Raw genomic sequence first — 16,613 nt, 5'->3', positions numbered from 1 at the left:
GTGCTTTCGGCGAGGTGGCTTCCAGTTTTTATGAATAGAAAATGAGACTTCTGGCAAGCTAAAAAGAAAAGTTATGGGAGTTCATTATGTTTTTTTCTCAACTATTTAATAAGCAGCGCAAAGGGCGGCTGGAGTTTACAGCCCCAGCAATGACAGCGAATTCCCAGGTGGAAGTCGATGTCGCCTCAAGGCTCGCTTGGTTTGAACAGCAGCTCAGGAATTGCGCGGACGTCCAATTTCATTCGTGCGAAATCGGATCGCATTCCTGCGTGTTTATTTTTATCGACGGGCTCGTCAACCAAGACATGTTGCAATCACACATTCTGGAACCGCTGCTGCTGAAGTTGCAGTTTTCTTCGACCAGCGAAATGGTATCCGAAATTTTACAGCATAAACTGCTTCCAGTTTCCGCAATACAGGGGATCCAGGATGTTACTGCCGCGCTGCATGCTATTTTCGAAGGAGCCGTCCTTCTCCTCATTGAGAATGAGCCGCAGATGGTCATGTTTCCGCTGCGTGCAACAGAGACAAGAGCGATCACACAATCGGAAAATGAAAATGTCATTCGCGGACCGAAGCAAGCGTTTGTTGAGGATTTGGACATCAATGTGTCGTTAATTCGCAAAATTGTTAAATCTCCGCTGTTAAAGGTGGAAAAATTCAAGTTTGGCAGCTATACGAATACCAACGTTGTGATATGCTACATCGAAGGTTTGTGCCAGCAAAAACTGGTCGATGAAATGAAGGAAAGAATCGGCCGTGTTGATATCGATGCTGTTCTGGGCAGTTCGTACATTGAAGAATTTATCGAAGACAATCCGTATTCGCCGTTTCCGCAAGTGCAGTACACCGAAAGGCCGGATATCGTCGCCGCTGCTCTCCTGGAAGGGCGAATCGCGGTTATTGTGGACGGGACACCTATTCCGATTATCGTACCGGTGACGCTGTACATGCTGCTTCAGTCGTCGGAAGATTATTATCAACGCTTCGTTGCGGCGACATGGATTCGATGGATTCGCTACTTTTTTTTGTTAATTTCATTTTTGCTGCCCTCCGTTTATATAGCAGTCACGACATTCCATCCTGAGATGCTGCCGCCAAATCTGCTGATTGCTGTCGCGGCTGCAAGGGAAAACGTTCCGTTTCCCGCCATAGTCGAAGCCTTTATCATGGAGCTAACCTTTGAAGCGCTGCGGGAGGCAGGATTGCGAATTCCGAAGCCGATCGGCCAAACCGTATCCATTATCGGTGCCCTCGTTATCGGTCAGGCAGCCGTGCAAGCAGGGATCGTATCCGCACCTATGGTTATCGTAGTCTCGATTACGGGGATTGCCTCGTTCGTTATCCCACATTTCGATCTGGGCCTGACATTTCGGCTTCTGCGCTTCCCTGTGATGTTTTTGGCGGCTTCGCTGGGGCTTTATGGGGTCATTCTTGGTATTCTCCTCATCTATTTGCACCTGGTGACGCTTCGTTCCTTCGGTACGCCTTACCTTACGCCGACATCCCCGATCCAGTTCGGGGACTGGAAGGACGTCTTCATGCGTGCTCCGATATGGCTGATGAGAAAGCGGCCGGTCTTATTCGGAACGAACGGAGGCGATCGTGTTGCCTATAAGCCAAGACCGCAAATTCCAGAAGATAATGGAGATTAAATATGCATTGCTATCGCAAACTGCTGTTGGTTGTCGTTGCTGGATTCAGTGTATTGGTATTGACCGGCTGTTGGTCAAGGATTGAAATCAATGATAATGCTTTTGTCACGGTCATGTATATCGATCGGCCGGAAGACGATCAGTTTGAAGTTTCTCTGGGGTTTCCATTGCCGAATCGGATGGCGACAGGCTCGATGTCTACGAACACCAGCAATGGCAATTCCTATTCTATCGTGACCAAGCGGGCGGAGAGCATTCCCGTGGCCATTCGTAAAATACGCTCGGATTTATCCCGTGAAATTACATGGGGACATTGTCGCGTGGTGGTAGTGGGACGCAAAATGGCAGAGCATGGCATCAGCCAACTGTTGGAATTCGCTTCACGCCAGCCCAGCTTTCACACCAAAAGCTATCTCTTTGTGTCAATGGCGACAGGACAGGACATTGCCAAATTAACCCCTGTGTTTGAGCGGTTGCCGTCAGAAATCGTCCGAGAATTTGCACAGCGCCATGTTACACTCGGCACAACGATCAAAGACTTTCTGCAAGCCGAAGCAGCCGGAGGTGATATGGTAGCAGGGTTATTGACGCTTGGCGATGTTGAAATGATAAGTGAAAAAGGAAAAGTCAGTAGATGGGTCGGAACGGACGGTGCTGCCGTATTCAAAGCAGGCGCCATGGTAGGAGATCTGGATGTCATGCAGATGCGCGCCGGTCTGTGGCTGCAAGGGAACATGAAGAGCTCGCTTAATTCCTTACGTTCACCAAAGGATAATAAAATTATCTCCTTTCTCATTCAATCTTCGAAGGCTTCCATAAAGCCGCATGTTCAAGGCGATCGGATCTGGTTTACGATCGATGTAGAAGCGGAAGACGACATTATTTCATCTGAATCGCAGCTTAACCTGTTGGATCCCGAGAATATTAACATGCTTGAAGGCATGCTGACCGAGCAATTGAATGGGCGTATCCTGAAAGCTATTAAAGCTACGCAAGCGATCGAATCAGATGCCTTTAATTTTGGACGCATACTGGAGTGGCATTATCCGAAAGTATGGGAGAAGAACAAGAATCAGTGGCGGGATATCTATAAGAACTGTGAATTTGTGGTGAATTCAAAAATTTTTGTTCGACGAACAGGTACAGAGAAAAATTCAGTTACATCGAAATGACGACCGTGTGAAGTGGGGGAAGGAGGATGATTCTGATGACGATTCTCTTCGTTGCAATCGGAACCTATGAGTTCCATTACATGTACAAGCGAGGCCGTAAGAAAAGAACGTACTGGATTGTCGCCTTGAGTATGCTGGCCGCTTACCTCATGGACATGTCGGTCTACGCTATTCGCGACTTGCCGGGGATCAATCGGGCAATCAGCTTTATTTTCAAATTCTAAGACTGACAAGAGGAGGGAACGGACGATGATGTTGCAGAAGGTTAGCCAGCTTGAGCTTGGCTTATTGTTCGTATTGTTTAATTTCTCGACGGGCGCAGGCTTTATGTTGGGACCGCTATCCTCCGCTTCCGGCTTTCAGGGCTGGCTGGTCATTATCGTCGGACATTTCGGCGGATTGGCAATCGCCTTTATGGCCTATCATTTCGCTAAAAATAGACCGAACGATTTTTTAGCCCATTATGGCAAAGAACTTATTGGCCGATGGCTCCACATTCCCATGATGGTTTGCTATTGCTTCTTTTTTATTCATATTGCCAGTATCGTTCTTCGGCAAACGATGGATTTTCTCATCCAGATTTACTTGCCAGCTACGCCTAGCTGGGCAATTGGAGGTTCGTTTGCACTGGTGATTTGGCTTGCGGTCCGTTCAGGCCCAGAGGCGATTTTCCGATGTGCAGCCGGCTTTTTTTTCGTTATTTTCGTAACCGCATCCTTCGTACCGTTTCTGGTCGGAAAGGAATTGAATTACCATAGCGCCGTAGCGCTGATCACCAATTTGGATATGCGTCAGTTGACTGTTGCCAGCTATCCGTTTATCCCGTGGTTTGGCGAAATGTTTCTCATTCTATTTATTTTTCCTTTACTTGCGGAACCGGAGAAAACGAGACGCACCTTGGTACTGTCTTCCTTGTTCAGTATCTTGTTCTTTGAACTCTACTATCTGTTGTGCATCTTATTATTTGATAAGCATTTAATGGCTGAGATCACGTATCCGATTCTTGAAATGCTGCGTTTTATTCGCATCGGCGACTTTTTGGAAAATCTGGATCCGATTGTCGTATCGATCTGGATCGCAGGGCTATTTATCAAAATCAGTTTACTGCTCTATGTCTCGGTGCTGATCTTTGCGCAGCTGTTTAAGCTCAAAGATACGCGGCCGTTATCTTTCTCGTTTGGCGCCATCATGGTTGGACTTTCGATGAATGTGGTAAAAAGTCAAGTCGAGTTGAATGATTTTCTTATGCATTCCTGGGCCAATTTTGCCTACTGTGTGGAATTGTCACCCGTCGTTTATTGGGCCGCCTTCAAGCTGCGGAAAGTGTTCAAAGCCAAAAAAGCAGCTAACGAACCGGCCATCGAAAGTTGACGTCACATCCACAATAAAAGGGTTGTTCCGAAGGGGGAGCATATCACCCTGGGAACAACCCTTATGTTTTATTCTGAAGCAGGCTGCAAATTTTTGAACTGGTTGGAAAACATCCGGTAATACGTGCCTTCTTTCTCCATTAGGGCACCGTGACTGCCTTGCTCGGCGATCTCACCTTTATCGATCACCATGATCGTATTCGCATCCCGTATCGTGTTCAGCCGGTGCGCGATAATGAAGCTGGTACGACCGCGCATGATCCCAAGCAGCGCCTCTTGGATGTGCAGCTCGGTCCGCGTATCGATGGAGCTTGTCGCCTCATCGAGAATGAGAATCGACGGATCAGCGAGGATGACGCGCGCGATCGCGAGCAATTGCCGCTGCCCTTGGCTCAGATTGCCGCCGTTCTCGGAGAGCGGCGTATCATAGCGCCCCGTCAGCCGGTGAATAAAGGCGTGCGCGTTCGCAAGCTTTGCCGCCGCTTCTACCTCGGCATCCGTCGCATCCGGTTTGCCATATTTGATGTTCTCCTTGATCGTGCCGGAGAACAAATACGTGTCCTGCAGCACGATGCCGAAGGCTCTTCGCAGGCTGTCACGGGTATACGCGCGGATGTCGCGCCCGTCAATCGTAATCGTGCCGCTCGTCGCATCGTAGAAGCGCGTCACGAGATTGACGATCGTCGTCTTGCCCGCGCCCGTCGGCCCAACAAGGGCAATGGACCTGCCGGCCGGAGCGTCGAAGCTCACATTGCGCAGGATCGGCACATCCGCCCGATACCCGAAGGTCACATCGGTGAATTCGACATGGCCGATGGGCTTCTGAAGCTCGATGGCGCCAGGCTCATCCGGCGCTTCTTCCGCTTCGTCGAGCACCTCGAACGCGCGTTCGGCACCGGCGACGCCGGATTGCAGCACGTTATACGTGTTCGCAATATCATTCAGAGGCCGCACGAACTGGCGCGAGTAGCTCAGGAAGCTGGCGATGACGCCGACGGTGATATGCCCTTGGACGGCGAGCACGCCGCCGACCACAGCAACGGCCGCAAAGCCGATGTTATTGATCACGCTGAGCAGCGGCATGAGAAAGCCCGACCAAATTTGCGCTTTCAAGCCAACTTCGAACAGCCGGCCATTCACATCATTGAATTCGCGAATCGCCTGCTGCTCACGGTTGAACGCTTTGACGACGAGAAGTCCCGTTACCGTCTCCTCAATATGTCCATTTAGCTTGCCAAGCTGCGCCTGCTGCTCTTTGAACAGCTTGCCGGTTCGCTTTGTAATCGTCCGTGCCAGCACGAAAACGAGCGGCACGGTGATGAGGCTTGCCAGCGTGAGCAGGGGGCTGAGCACCAGCATCATGACCAGGGAGCCGATAATGGCGATCGAGCCGGTCATGAGCTGGGTTGTCGCTTGCGAGATCGTGTTGCTTACATTGTCGATGTCGTTCGAGAGTCGGCTCATGACATCCCCGTGCGAACGGCTGTCGAAGTAAGCAAGCGGCAGCTTCTGCAGCTTGGCAAACATCGTCTGCCGCATCCGCATGACGACACGTTGTGCGAGGCCCGCCATGACCCAGTTTTGCAGGAAGGTCAGCCCGGCATCGCCGACATAGGTGCCGATTAACGCGAGGATCGTCACGTTCAGCACGTTGTAGTCAACCGTTCCGTTCGCCATCGCATCGACAGCAACGCCGATCAGATACGGTCCGCTCAGTGTCAGCAGCGCGTCAGCCAGGATGAAAATAAAGACGATCGTGAGCCACTTGCGCTCAGTGCCGAGATACGACCAGAGCCGTCTTAACGTGCCTTTGAAATTTTTCGGTTTGACGACCGGAGCCCGTCCGCCACGGCCGATGGGGCCGTTCAGCATAGGAACGTCAGGCTTCTGGCCGGCGGTGTCATTCCCCTTGGACATGAGGCATCAGCTCCTTTCCGAACTGGGATTGGAAGATTTCAACATAGACGCGGCAGGAAGCCATTAACGTGTCATGCGTGCCGACGCCGACGACTTCGCCGTCGTCGAGCACGATAATTTTATCCGCATCCATCACTGACGAAATGCGCTGTGCGATCATCAGGCACGTGACACTCTGCGCGTACTGCTTAAGCGATTCCTTGATGCGGGACTCCGTCGCTGTATCCAAGGCACTTGTGCAGTCATCGAGGATTAGAATATCGGGTCTGCGAATCAGTGCGCGGGCGATGGACAGCCGCTGCTTTTGGCCGCCGGAGAGGTTGACGCCTTTTTGCCCCAGCCGGGTCGCATAACCTTCTGGAAATGTCGCGATAAAAGGGTGCGCTTCCGCCATAACAGCCGCCTGCTCAATCTCCTCTTGCGAAGCCGATGCGAGGCCATACCGCAGGTTGTCGCTAATCGTGCCACTGAATAGGATCGTCTTCTGCGGTACGATGCCGATTCGTTCGCGGAGCAGCGCGGGGTCGAGCTCTTTCACATCGACACCGTCCACCTTCACCGTTCCGGAGACGGTGTCGTAGAAGCGGGGGACGAGGGAGATGAGCGTGCTCTTGCCTGCGCCGGTAGAGCCGATGATGCCAACGGTTTCGCCGGGGAGGCAGGAGAACGTCACGTTCTTCAAAACAGGGTCGCCCCCAGCGCCTTCGTAAGTAAATGTGACATTTTCAAAATCAATGCGGCCTTTCGGCGAGCTCTCCGGCAAGGCTGCCTCCGAGTTCCACGTTAGGGTGCTCGATTCGCCAAACACTTCTCCAATCCGGTTGGCCGACGCTTTCGCGCGCACGAACATGTTGAATACCATGGAAATCGTCATGAGCGCAAACAAAATTTGCGTCATATAGTTAACGAACGCAACGATATGGCCGACCTGCATCTGGTGCTGGTTGACACGCCAGGCGCCGAGCCAGAGCACGGCAACGATCCCGAAATTCACTGTAAGAATAATGGCGGGGTTAAAAATGGCAAGCAGTCGCGTGACCGATATCGACGTCGTTTGGTACTCCGTGTTCGCCTGTGCGAATTTGTGCGATTCGTGATCGAAGCGATTGAACGCTTTGACGACGCGGACGCCTGACAAATACTCGCGCATGACCCGGTTCACGCCGTCCAGCGCTTTCTGCACACGGATGAAACGGGAGAAGCCGAACTTCAAGTTCAGGGCTACGAGTCCGAGCACGATCGGGACGACGATGAGCAGGACAACGGCCAGATTTGCATTGAGCCGAACCGCCATAATGAGACTGCCGATACAGAGCAGCGGGGCTTTGACGAAAATGCGCATCAAGCCGTTCACAAAATTTTGCACCTGCGTGACGTCGTTCGTCAGGCGGGTAATGAGCGAGGCGCGTTCGAACCGCTCGATGTTGTTAAACGAGAGCGATTGCATATGCGCGAACAAATCCGCTCGAAGCTCTGTCCCGAATCGCTGCGACACGTGGCTCGCCACAATATTGCGCATGGATGCCGCCACCGCGCCAAACGCGGTAATGAGCAGCATAATGCCGCCCATTCGCAGGACGTAATCCATACGGCCCTCGGCGACGCCGTAATCGAGAATACGGGACATCATCGTTGGCTGGAGTAAATCTGCGAGCGCTTCCAACGAGACGAAAAGTACGGCAACCAGAAACAGCTTCCAGTACTTTTTCACATACTTCTTCATAAATGTCATGGGGTACACTCCTCAGTCCGTGGTCAACCTCTTCGCTTTGAAGATACGCCGATTCGCAGGAAATGTCATCTTTTTTTTCGCGTGAGGTCGAGGGCAGTTAAAGCTTAGAATCCTCTTGGGGGATGAACGTTAAGCATAATTGTTCCAGGATCGTTTCCGGTGATAAGCCGCGACCCTGGCGCTGAAATAAATAAGCTTCACTGCCCAAGGCGTGCAGCAGCATATCCGCTTTGAACACGCTGCTTACGCTGCCGGGCTGCGTGCCGTGGATTTCTTCAAACAAGAGGACAAGCTGTTGGTGCAATTCTTGGTAGATCGGGCTATATGCGCGCTTTCCGGTAGGAGGTGCTGCGTTCTCGATGCCCTTGAGCAATTGCGCTTTCTTCTCCCGAAAGCGCAGGAAAAAACCGAGCAGCAGCCGCAGCCGTCCACCGGCCGGTTCCTCTTTATTGGCCGCCATCGCTTCATAAATGTCGTCGAACAGCACATCGACGCTGTCTTTGATGAGATCCTGGCACAGCTCGCTCTTGTTTCGATAGCGCCGGTACAGCGTGCCAGGGCCGATCTGCGCTTCCGTGGCAATCTGATTCATGGAGACCTGCTCCACGCCGTGCAGGTCGAACAAATGCAGGGCGGCATCGATGATGCGCTGCCGATTCTCCGCCGCATCGCGGCGTTCATTGCGTGGTGGCGTCAGTCTATATTCCGACATGCTGCATTTCACGTCCTTCGGATTCGGATTGTTTGCTTTGGTAGACAAACGGAGAGTTCTCCGCTTAATCATATCGAAAGTGACGGGGGTCTGCAAGTGGTTTTAGGCGTCTTTTGAAGGGGGACAAGCCTGATCTATTGTAACGGTCGCCACAGCGGCTAATGCCTCAAAATGGAGGCATTTCCACATGTAACGGTTGCGACAGAGGCTATTTAGGCAAAATCGACGAGATTTCATCTAGATTGATGCAAATAAGCTCCATGGCAACCGCTAAATTGGAATAGAGCATATTTTGAGTCAAATAGGCTCTCTCACAACCGTTAGCGTCTGAGTTGCTACGTCCGACTGCGAAGACACCTCCGTTCTTCTGTAAAAGTAAGGATACAGCGAGGATAAATGTGGACGCAGCTTGGAAAAATAACCGCATACCCGCCAGGAATGTGGCAGATAAGGAAGGAGCCGCTGAACGTTTATGTCATGGATCAAACGCATGCTTATTGGAAGACCGCTCAAGTCAGCGGAACTCGGCGAGCAAAAAATCAATAAAACCAAAGCGCTCGCCATTCTGTCCTCTGATGCGCTTTCCTCCGTGGCGTATGGCCCAGAACAAATCTTGCTCGTGCTTGTCACGGTAGGGACGGTTGCCTTCTGGTATTCCATCCCGATCGGCGTGGGCGTCTTGATTCTCCTAACTGCACTCATTCTGTCGTATCGGCAAATTATATATGCATATCCGCATGGCGGCGGGGCCTATGTCGTTTCCAAAGAAAACCTGGGCAAATACCCGGGACTCGTCGCCGGCGGTTCGCTTCTGGTGGATTACATCCTGACGGTTGCCGTGAGTGTGTCCGCCGGGACGGACGCGATTACGTCAGCTTTTCCAAGCCTGCATGCCTACAGCGTCGGCATTGCCATTATATTCGTGATTATTATCACGATTTTAAATTTAAGAGGTTTGACGGAATCGGCCTCGATTCTTTCGTATCCCGTCTATTTATTCGTCGCGGCGCTGTTTATCCTGATCGGTGTCGGTGTATATCAAATCGCGACAGGCCAGTTCTCGCCAGATTTGCATGCGCCTCTTGGCACAGAAGTAGCAGGCATCAGCCTATTCCTGCTGCTGCGAGCGTTTGCTTCCGGAAGCTCCGCGCTGACGGGGGTCGAGGCGATCTCCAATGCGATCCCGAACTTCAAGGATCCGGCACCTCAAAATGCAACCAGAACGCTCATTGCCATGGGGACGCTGCTGGCGATTTTATTTTCGGGCATCGTCTATCTCGCCTACGAACTCGGGATCAGTCCGAAAGCGGAGGTGACGGTGGTCTCGCAGATTGCAGAGGAGATTTTTGGCCGCGGCTTTCTGTACTTTTTTATCCAGGGCACGACTGCGCTGATCTTGATTCTCGCTGCGAATACCGGTTATTCCGCGTTTCCGCTGCTCGCTGTGAATTTGGCGAAGGACAAGTTTATTCCGAAAATGTTCACGAACCGCGGCGACCGACTGGGTTATTCCAACGGCATCATTTTTCTCGGCATTCTCTCGATTTTTCTCATTCTGGCGTTCGAGGGGCAGACGGAGCATTTGATTCCGCTTTACGCCGTCGGGGTGTTCATTCCGTTCACGTTGTCGCAGACCGGGATGATGATGAAATGGCTCCGCACACGGCCCAGCGGTTGGGTGATCAAACTCGTCATTAACACGACCGGCGCCGTGATTTCCTGCATCGTGTCGCTGATGTTCTTTTTCACCAAGTTTGGGCAGGTGTGGCCAGTCCTGATCTTTTTGCCGGGCATGGTGTGGATTTTTTATAAAATCCGCAAGCACTACGACACCGTCGGGGATCAGCTGCGCATTACGTCGTGCGAGCCTGTGCCGCCAATTGAGGGCAATGTGGTCATTTTGCCTGTCGCCGGCATCACACATGTGGTAGAATACTCGCTGAATTACGCCAAATCGCTCTCACCGCATCAGATTATCGCCGTTTACGTGCCGTTTGAGCGGGAAGAGGAGCTGGGCTTTCAGGAAAAATGGCAGAAGTGGCAGCCGGATGTCCGGCTCGTCACGCTTCTGTCGCCGTATCGCAGCATCATTACGCCGCTCAGCAAATTTATCGACACCGTGCAGCGCAAAGCGAGTGAGTCGCATTACCAGGTGACGGTCATCATCCCGCAGTTTATTCCGCGGAAAGGGTGGCACAACATTTTGCATAATCAGTCTAGCATCTTCATCCGCACGCATCTGCTGCTCAGTCGGAATGTGATTATTACGACGGTGCCGTATCGTTTGAAGAAGTAAACGCGTGTTATAATGGGGGTAAGGCTAAGAATGCGGGAGGTGCGGCGCGGATGATCGAGCTTGTGGGAACGTGTGAGAAGTGCAAGCGGCCGGTGTACTGCCGTGATGGGTTTATTGACGGGATCGTGCAGTCGGATAAAACGGTGATTTGCTTCGCATGCTCGGACGATGAGGTGGAAAAGAAGGATGAAAAAAGCTGATCCCGCGGGATCAGCTTGGTGAGCAGCGTCATGATTGACGCTGTTTTTTTGTTTTTCGCAGCGCGATAAACTGCTTCCATTGAAAGTACATGAAGCATCCGAGGCAGAAGCCGCAGAGTGCGAGCACGACGGCGACCGTCAGCATCGCGAGCGAGATGTAAGAGATGATGGTGAAGTCGATCGCATGCGCAGCCAACGTCACTGTGAGGAACAGAATGGCTAACAAATTGTTAAAACGCAGCAGTTCGCGGCTCTCTGTTTTCGTACTGACCGGGAACATGGAAGCGAAAATCCGCACAAACGGGTTATATTTGACGCCATACTGGCGGGAGACGAGCTGAACCGCGAGCGGAATCAGCAAAATCCACACCTGCTGTAGCAGGACGGTAGCGATGATGCTTAGCAGAATCCCTGTCTGGTTGCCGCGTACGCGATGCAACGGGACATCATCGACGCAGGATAAATCGAGTTGGCTTCGTTGTGATGTCATAGAGATAACCTCCGTTCCTAGGACGTGATAGTATCTCCATTATACAATAATTCCGAGTAATCCGATACACAATTAATTATATGGTGGCGGTTGATCTTTGACTCCAGCTGTGGTATGATCCAACTAAATTTGATTTACGAAAGAAGGCTGAAGATGGATATGTAGGATTTCTTGCGATTGGATTCTGAAATAGAACAGAGAACAGCATGTGTTCGCATGTTTTATTTTGATCTGGCAAGAAAGCGGCATATCTTCTTCAGCTTATTTAAATATCCTCTTCGATCCCCGGATTGGCCGGGTCGATTTGCTGTATTTATTTGAGCTGCGAGAAAGCTACTTTCTTGCGGCTTTTATTTATTTGTACAGGGAGGATACGCCTATGTCATTGATTAAAGTTACGAATCTCACGTTTGCCTATGAGGGCAGTTACGATCATATTTTTGAAAACGTCTCGTTCCAGATTGATACGAATTGGAAGCTTGGCTTTACAGGCCGCAATGGCAGGGGAAAGACGACGTTCCTGAACCTGCTCTTGGGCAAATATCCATACAGCGGTCATATTTCCGCGCAGGTCGGCTTTGATTATTTCCCATTCCCCGTGGCGCATCCGGATTGGCTCACGATGGATGTCGTCAGTGACATTGATCCGGATTACGAGCATTGGATGCTGATGCGGGAGCTGATGCAGCTGCGCGTGTCGGAGGACGTGCTGTACCGACCGTTCGACTCGCTGTCGCAGGGGGAGCAGACGAAGGTGCTGCTGGCGGCTTTATTTTTAAAAGATAACCGGTTCTTACTCATCGACGAGCCCACCAACCATCTGGATAGGGAAGCGCGCGAACTGGTTAGCGACTATTTGAAATCGAAGAGCGGCTTCATTCTCGTTTCGCATGACCGGGCGTTTCTGGATCACTGCATTGATCATGTGCTGTCGATTAACAAAACGAATATCGAGATTCAGCGTGGCAATTTTTCCGATTGGTGGGCGAACAAAGAGCGGCAGGACAACTACGAGCTGGCGGAGAACGACAAACTGAAAAAGGACATCAAACGGCTGTCCGAAGCGGCGCAGCGCACGAATCAGTGGTCGCATGAGGTGGAGAAAACGAAGAACGGCACACGTAACTCGGGCTCCAAAGTGGATAAAGGCTACATCGGCCACAAAGCCGCGAAAATGATGAAACGCTCGAAGTCGATGGAGCACCGGCAGCAAGCTGCCATTGATGAGAAGTCTGGCTTGCTGAAAAATATCGAGACTGCTGAGAGTCTGAAGCTGGCTCAATTGGTCTATCATGCCCGGGAGCTCGCGGCGCTGGATCATGTGTCCCTCTACTATGGCGAGCGGCAGGTGTGCAGCGATGTTAGTTTTACGGTTGAGCAGGGGGATCGGATTGCCCTTTCTGGAAAAAACGGCTCCGGTAAATCGAGCATCCTGAAGCTGTTGTTAGGCGAGGACATCGCCCACACAGGCACCCTGCGTAAAGGCAGCCGATTGAAAATCTCGTACGTTTCTCAGGACACGTCGCAGCTGCGGGGCAATCTTACAGACTACGCGCACGAAGCGGAGATCGACGAAAGCTTGTTCAAGGCGATTTTACGCAAGCTGGATTTTGCCCGCGTGCAGTTCGAGAAAGACATGTCCGCCTTCAGCGGCGGCCAGAAGAAGAAGGTGCTCATCGCCAAAAGCCTGTGCGAGCAGGCGCATTTACACATCTGGGATGAGCCGCTCAACTTCATCGACGTGCTGTCGCGCATGCAGATCGAAGAGCTGCTGCTGGAACATGCGCCGACCATCGTGTTCGTGGAGCACGACCGGTTTTTTTGCAACAATATCGCCACGAAGATTGTGGAATTGTAAGGGAGGGAGCTCGCGACGCTTATGGCGTTGGCGGGCTTCTTTTTTGTTTTCAATATTTTGGAAGAGTGATAAGATGGAAGGGAAATGGAAGGAGCGTGGATATGGGATGAAAAAGATTGTGGCAGGCGGCTTTTTTCTGATTAGCGGGATTCTGCTGTATCTTGGAATTCGCATTCCTGCTGGGGTCATTGCCGCCAAACTGGGAGGCTGGGATACACCGCCAGGGCGATACGGCACAGCTCTGGAAGCGATAGGCGGAGCGGGACCTGCCAACATAGCCATCGTTTTTATCATTTTGGGGACGGTTATGATTGTGCTCGGGGCTTTCAGTGACGAACTTCGTGCCTTATGGAAGAAAGTGGCGGACAAGGAGCGGGAGCTGGCGGAATGAAGATTGAGTGGAAGGGCTTTCTGATTAGCGATGATCGAATTGTACAAGCATTTAAACAAAAAATTTGTATACATAAGGAGACAAAAATATGGAAAATAACAAATTACTGAGAATGGACAATGTTGGCATCGTTGTAGAGTCCCTTGAGGGCGCAATTGCTTTCTTCGAGGAGATTGGCTTGAAGCTCGAAGGACGAGCTACTGTCGAAGGTGAATGGGCTGGTCGTGTAACCGGGCTGGGATCACAGTGTGTAGAGATTGCTATGATGGTTACCCCAGATGGCCACAGCCGACTTGAACTTTCGAGATTTCTCACCCCGCCGACGATAGCAGATCACCGAACTGCTCCTGTAAATGCCCTCGGTTATCTGCGCGTCATGTTCGCCGTTGAAGACATTAACGAATTGGTAGCCAGACTCACGACTAAGCACGGTGCTGAGCTCGTTGGCGAAGTGGTTCAGTACATGGACTCGTATCGACTCTGTTACATTCGTGGACATGAAGGAATTCTAGTCGGTTTGGCGGAACAACTCGGCAAAAAATAAAAGCTCAGAAAACCGCCTCTTCAACGAGGCGGTTTTCTCATCGTAAAGATCAATAGCTTCTATAGAAAGGAGGGATGACCGAAGGTTAGCTAAAGCGATCTTCCTAGACGCTCTTCCAAAATGACGCGCAGCTCATCAGGAATCCGTCCAAACTCCACTCCTTTCCCCAAAAACAAAAGCCAATCGGCATAATACGCCAGCTCCTCGCTATCTGCCACATTCAGTTGAACATTGAAAATCCCGCTCGACTGAAACATCCCGGTAAAGGACAAAATAATTCCCGGCGGATGCAGGCGCTTAAAGCGTCGAATCCCGGTCGCATCAAGCTTCACAACCAGATTGGAGCTGCGCGCGCCAATTAGTTTTTTGTTTAAAATCTCTTGCTCCGAGCACTTCATCGCCTCTTCAGAAATGGCCGAATCCCGCAGCATCTCAACTGGCAAATAACGAAACTCATCCGTATCAAAATGATAAACTTCAACCAGCCATCGAGCGTTCGAATTGAAAATATGCAGCAAAAAAACGTCCATCATCTGAGACAAACCAGGATTCAGCTCATAAGTCAAGCGCAGGTGCTTATCCCGCACGGCAAGTGAAATCAGCTGGTTCAGCTCGGGAGGCGCCGCATCATCAAGCTCCAAAAGATTCGGATTCGCGGGATTGGTGTCTTCAAAAAGTAAGATATCATTCAGCTCGATCAGCTCGTCTTGCTGGGTTTGAGACGCGATGCCGATGAGCTTTTCAGTGATGGAACGGCGATTGTGCAGGTAAGGGAGCTGCGAATTTTTCGAGGCGATGAAGCTGATAAAAATCGCCTTCAGCTCGTCGGGCGTGAAGCGGACGGCGGGCAGATATTGATTCTGCAAGACGTAGTAGCCGCCACCGCGCCCAAGCTCGGTGGTCAGCGGAAACCCCATCGCTTGTATCTCGTTAATATCGCGGATCGCCGTCGCACGGGAAATCTTGAACTCTTCCTGAATCTCGGCTATCGTAAAATGAGCGCGGTTATTGATATAGCGCATAATCAGGTTCACTCGTTCTGTTTTTTTCATGATTTTACTGTTTCCTCGGCAGTGAAATGTAGTTGGAAATTTACTTTTTTGGATTTAAATAAAAGGTATCATTTTTTGATACATATAGCAAATAGAATCAATCTTGTAGCAAACAAACCCAAAGAGGAGCGAATAAAATGTCTAACTACACAATCAAATCCATCTCAGAAAACTACAAAATGACTGCATATGGTGTTCTACTGGAAGATTACAACGACTGGGCAGGCAATGCAGCAAAAACGGCAGCGAAAAAAGCTGAAATCACTGAAAACGGCAAGCTTGCTGAACTTCTCGCGCTTGCTGATGGGCAAGAATATCAAATCAACTACGTCATCGAAGGCAAGGCTTGGCGCGGTTTCGGCGTGATGGGTGAGCTCGACGTGGAAGGCGCGCTTGTCCTCAATTTCCTTGCTGGCGACTACATCGTCGTGTCTGGCACAGGCGCTGACAAAGACCGCCTTGCCGATGAAATCACAGGTAAAGTTTTCGGCGGCTTGCTTCAAGAAATCACCGACTACAAATACGTTGGTCCAGGTAACTCAACATTCGTCAAAGCAGCTGACAACGGTGAATTCTACGGCGAAATGTGGCTTCGTGCAAAAAAAATCGAAGGCTAAAGGAGCGCGCACATGGCAGCGTACACACTAGAACGCAAAAAGTCATTCACATTGACAGGTTATGGTTTTTCTATTCGGTCGAACTTCCAAGACGTTCCAGCCTTACAAAAGGAAAAAGCTGAGTTTTGGGGCGGACTCAAGGCTGACGGCCGTTTTGATAAGCTCAAAGGCGCCGCAAAAGACGATCGCGAATGGTCAGTCAACGAGGTATATCAAGGCAAACCGTGGAATTATTTCGCGGTAGAAGCTGGCAAATCCGTGGCTGACGCAACGCGCATGATCGAGTTTCCAGATAGCGAGTACATCGTGGTCGCAGGAAATGGCGAGAAGGAAACTTTGTTTGATCAGCTGACTTACCGTGCTTTTGGCGAAGTCTTGCCCAAAATTACGGATTATGCTTACATCGGCGGTCCAAATGCGACGTATCGCAAAGAGAATGGCGACGGCACTTGCTATGGCGAATTTTGGGTGCCTGTGGTTAAAAAGTAATAAGAAAAAATCCTGTGGAAACAGGATTTTTTTATTTGCGTGGGCCTCACCGACATTGACGCTCCCTAGCGAAAATGATAGCCTTATTTTAACTGAAACTTTAGTGGATATGTAATAT

16 protein-coding genes are annotated in these 16,613 nt (G+C 50.8%); 11 read left to right on the top strand and 5 right to left on the bottom strand.

The genetic code is table 11. From position 1 onward, the window contains the following. Positions 1–86: 86 nt before the first annotated feature. Genes ABE504_RS17265 through ABE504_RS17250 form a run of 4 tightly spaced genes read left to right on the top strand, consistent with a single transcriptional unit; the run spans position 87 to position 4,198 of the window. The gene (locus ABE504_RS17265) at positions 87–1,655 is read left to right on the top strand and encodes a spore germination protein (protein ID WP_430090958.1); all 1,569 of its coding nucleotides are present in this window, start codon (positions 87–89) and stop codon (positions 1,653–1,655) included. Between the two features lie 2 nt (positions 1,656–1,657). Then, positions 1,658–2,827, top strand: coding sequence for a Ger(x)C family spore germination protein (locus ABE504_RS17260; protein ID WP_430090956.1), 1,170 nt, complete (start codon positions 1,658–1,660; stop codon positions 2,825–2,827). Positions 2,828–2,862: 35 nt separating this feature from the next. Then, positions 2,863–3,051, top strand: coding sequence for a hypothetical protein (locus ABE504_RS17255; protein ID WP_430090954.1), 189 nt, complete (start codon positions 2,863–2,865; stop codon positions 3,049–3,051). A 25-nt stretch (positions 3,052–3,076) separates the two neighbouring features. Then, the gene (locus ABE504_RS17250; protein WP_430090952.1) at positions 3,077–4,198 is read left to right on the top strand and encodes a GerAB/ArcD/ProY family transporter; all 1,122 of its coding nucleotides are present in this window, start codon (positions 3,077–3,079) and stop codon (positions 4,196–4,198) included. Between the two features lie 68 nt (positions 4,199–4,266). Here ABE504_RS17250 and ABE504_RS17245 read toward each other — a convergent pair whose 3' ends face one another. From ABE504_RS17245 to ABE504_RS17235, 3 genes are all read right to left on the bottom strand, one after another. Then, complete coding sequence (locus ABE504_RS17245; protein ID WP_430091372.1) at positions 4,267–6,069, bottom strand: ABC transporter ATP-binding protein; 1,803 nt, start codon at positions 6,067–6,069, stop codon at positions 4,267–4,269. Between the two features lie 28 nt (positions 6,070–6,097). Next, positions 6,098–7,846: an ABC transporter ATP-binding protein gene (locus tag ABE504_RS17240; protein WP_430090950.1), complete on the bottom strand. Its 1,749-nt coding sequence runs from the start codon at positions 7,844–7,846 to the stop codon at positions 6,098–6,100. 97 nt (positions 7,847–7,943) lie between these two features. After that, on the bottom strand, positions 7,944–8,606 hold the full coding sequence (locus ABE504_RS17235; RefSeq protein ID WP_430090948.1) for a TetR/AcrR family transcriptional regulator: 663 nt from the start codon (positions 8,604–8,606) through the stop codon (positions 7,944–7,946). A gap of 424 nt (positions 8,607–9,030) precedes the next feature. On the opposite strand from ABE504_RS17235, the gene ABE504_RS17230 reads away from it, so the two are divergent. Both ABE504_RS17230 and ABE504_RS17225 read left to right on the top strand, forming a co-directional pair. Further along, positions 9,031–10,854 (top strand): APC family permease, encoded by a 1,824-nt coding sequence (locus ABE504_RS17230; RefSeq protein ID WP_430090947.1) that lies wholly within the window; start codon positions 9,031–9,033, stop codon positions 10,852–10,854. 50 nt (positions 10,855–10,904) lie between these two features. Beyond that, complete coding sequence (locus ABE504_RS17225; RefSeq protein ID WP_430090945.1) at positions 10,905–11,054, top strand: hypothetical protein; 150 nt, start codon at positions 10,905–10,907, stop codon at positions 11,052–11,054. 28 nt (positions 11,055–11,082) lie between these two features. On the opposite strand, the gene ABE504_RS17220 is transcribed toward ABE504_RS17225, so the two are convergent. Then, a complete protein-coding gene (locus tag ABE504_RS17220) occupies positions 11,083–11,544 on the bottom strand; it encodes a DUF4395 domain-containing protein (protein ID WP_430090943.1) in 462 nt (153 codons plus the stop codon). 379 nt (positions 11,545–11,923) lie between these two features. On the opposite strand from ABE504_RS17220, the gene ABE504_RS17215 reads away from it, so the two are divergent. From ABE504_RS17215 to ABE504_RS17205, 3 genes are all read left to right on the top strand, one after another. Further along, on the top strand, positions 11,924–13,402 hold the full coding sequence (locus ABE504_RS17215; RefSeq protein ID WP_430090941.1) for an Lsa family ABC-F type ribosomal protection protein: 1,479 nt from the start codon (positions 11,924–11,926) through the stop codon (positions 13,400–13,402). 106 nt (positions 13,403–13,508) lie between these two features. Beyond that, a complete protein-coding gene (locus ABE504_RS17210; protein WP_430090939.1) occupies positions 13,509–13,793 on the top strand; it encodes a hypothetical protein in 285 nt (94 codons plus the stop codon). Positions 13,794–13,881: 88 nt separating this feature from the next. Then, complete coding sequence (locus ABE504_RS17205) at positions 13,882–14,337, top strand: VOC family protein (protein WP_430090938.1); 456 nt, start codon at positions 13,882–13,884, stop codon at positions 14,335–14,337. Positions 14,338–14,426: 89 nt separating this feature from the next. Here the strand turns inward: ABE504_RS17205 and ABE504_RS17200 are convergent, their stop codons facing one another. Beyond that, complete coding sequence (locus ABE504_RS17200; RefSeq protein ID WP_430090936.1) at positions 14,427–15,389, bottom strand: helix-turn-helix transcriptional regulator; 963 nt, start codon at positions 15,387–15,389, stop codon at positions 14,427–14,429. Positions 15,390–15,526: 137 nt separating this feature from the next. Here ABE504_RS17200 and ABE504_RS17195 point away from each other — a divergent pair, with 137 nt between their 5' ends. Both ABE504_RS17195 and ABE504_RS17190 read left to right on the top strand, forming a co-directional pair. Next, positions 15,527–16,006 carry a hypothetical protein gene (locus ABE504_RS17195; RefSeq protein ID WP_430090934.1) on the top strand — a complete coding sequence of 160 codons (480 nt, stop codon included), beginning with the start codon at positions 15,527–15,529 and terminating at the stop codon, positions 16,004–16,006. Positions 16,007–16,018: 12 nt separating this feature from the next. Next, on the top strand, positions 16,019–16,495 hold the full coding sequence (locus tag ABE504_RS17190) for a GyrI-like domain-containing protein (protein ID WP_430090932.1): 477 nt from the start codon (positions 16,019–16,021) through the stop codon (positions 16,493–16,495). Positions 16,496–16,613: the final 118 nt, after the last annotated feature.

Source organism: Paenibacillus oryzisoli, assembly GCF_050467285.1.
Taxonomy (GTDB): Bacteria; Bacillota; Bacilli; order Paenibacillales; family NBRC-103111; genus Paenibacillus_E; species Paenibacillus_E oryzisoli_A.
This window is presented reverse-complemented; position numbering and strand designations above follow the sequence as displayed.